General features: G+C 75.5%; 2 protein-coding genes. Both read left to right on the forward strand.

Annotation, left to right across the window (positions count from 1 at the left end):
- Nucleotides 1-854: alpha/beta fold hydrolase (locus QUB77_RS31615; RefSeq protein ID WP_333323787.1), on the forward strand; the 854-nt coding region annotated here is incomplete at its 5' end.
- A partial coding sequence (locus tag QUB77_RS31620) for a hypothetical protein (RefSeq protein ID WP_333323789.1) occupies nt 851-1,047 on the forward strand: 197 nt, incomplete at its 3' end. The genes QUB77_RS31615 and QUB77_RS31620, both read left to right, overlap by 4 nt.

The raw sequence follows: 1,047 nt of genomic DNA on the forward strand, positions 1-1,047 counted from the left end.
CCGACCAGCGCGGCAGCGGCGCCAGCCGGCCGCGGGGCCACCTGCGCGGGCAGACCGCCTCGGCGCTGGTGGCCGATCTGGAGGCCCTGCGGGTGCACTTGGGGCTGGCCCGCTGGCACGTGCTGGCGGGCTCGTGGGGCACCGTGCTCGCCCTGTGCTACGCCCAGGCCCACCCGCAGCGCGTGGCCTCGCTGGTGTTGCGCGGGGCCTTCGCGCTCACACGCGGCGAGATCGCCGGCGTGCTGATGCCCGCGCCCCGCTGGGTGAAAACCCTGAGGCTGGCGCCCGCCCAACGGCCCGCCGGGGGCCGGCTGGCCCTTGCCTCGGTGCTGGCACATCGGGTGCAGTTGCTGCAATCTGCAACACCGGCTGTTGCATCGCTGCGCGCCGCGCGGCACTGGGCGCTGATGGAAACCCTGCTGGCCGCACACGGGCAGCGGCGCGCGGCACGGCTGGCGCCGAACGACATGGCGTTGCGCCGCGTCTGGGCCGGCACGCAGCGTGCCCTGCGGCGCGCGCGGGCCCAGGCGGAGCAGCCACGCAGCGAGCGGCGCGACCGGGCTCTGTGGGCCAAGTTCCGCATCCAGGCGCACCTGTTGCGCCGCCGCGCGGGCTTGCGCGCAGGCGCGCTCGATCGCGCGGTGATTGCCGCGGCACGTGCGGGCGTGCCCATGCACTGGCTGCACGGCGAATGCGACGCCGTGTGCCCGTTCGACAACAGCCGGCGCTGGGCCGCATTGGCCCGGGACCACGGCGGCCCGGCCACGCTGGTGCGCGTGCACTCAGGCCACCTGGCCACCGAACCGGCCATGGCGCGGGCCCTGCGCGACGCCGTACGGGGAGTGAGCGCGTGAACCGGCGCCGCGCCATGGCGGCGCTGGCACTCCTGGGTGCCGACGCTGCACAGGCTCAATGCGAATCGGCCGACGACGTGCCCTGGCGCCACCTCGCAAACGGCCTGTGGGTGTGGGAAGGTGTGCGGGCCGACATCGATGCGGACAACGGCGGTCATGTGGCACCCACCGTGGCCCTGGTGCGTGGCACGCG

Source organism: Microcoleus sp. AT9b-C3, assembly GCF_036705485.1.
Classification (GTDB): domain Bacteria; phylum Cyanobacteriota; class Cyanobacteriia; order Cyanobacteriales; family Microcoleaceae; genus Microcoleus.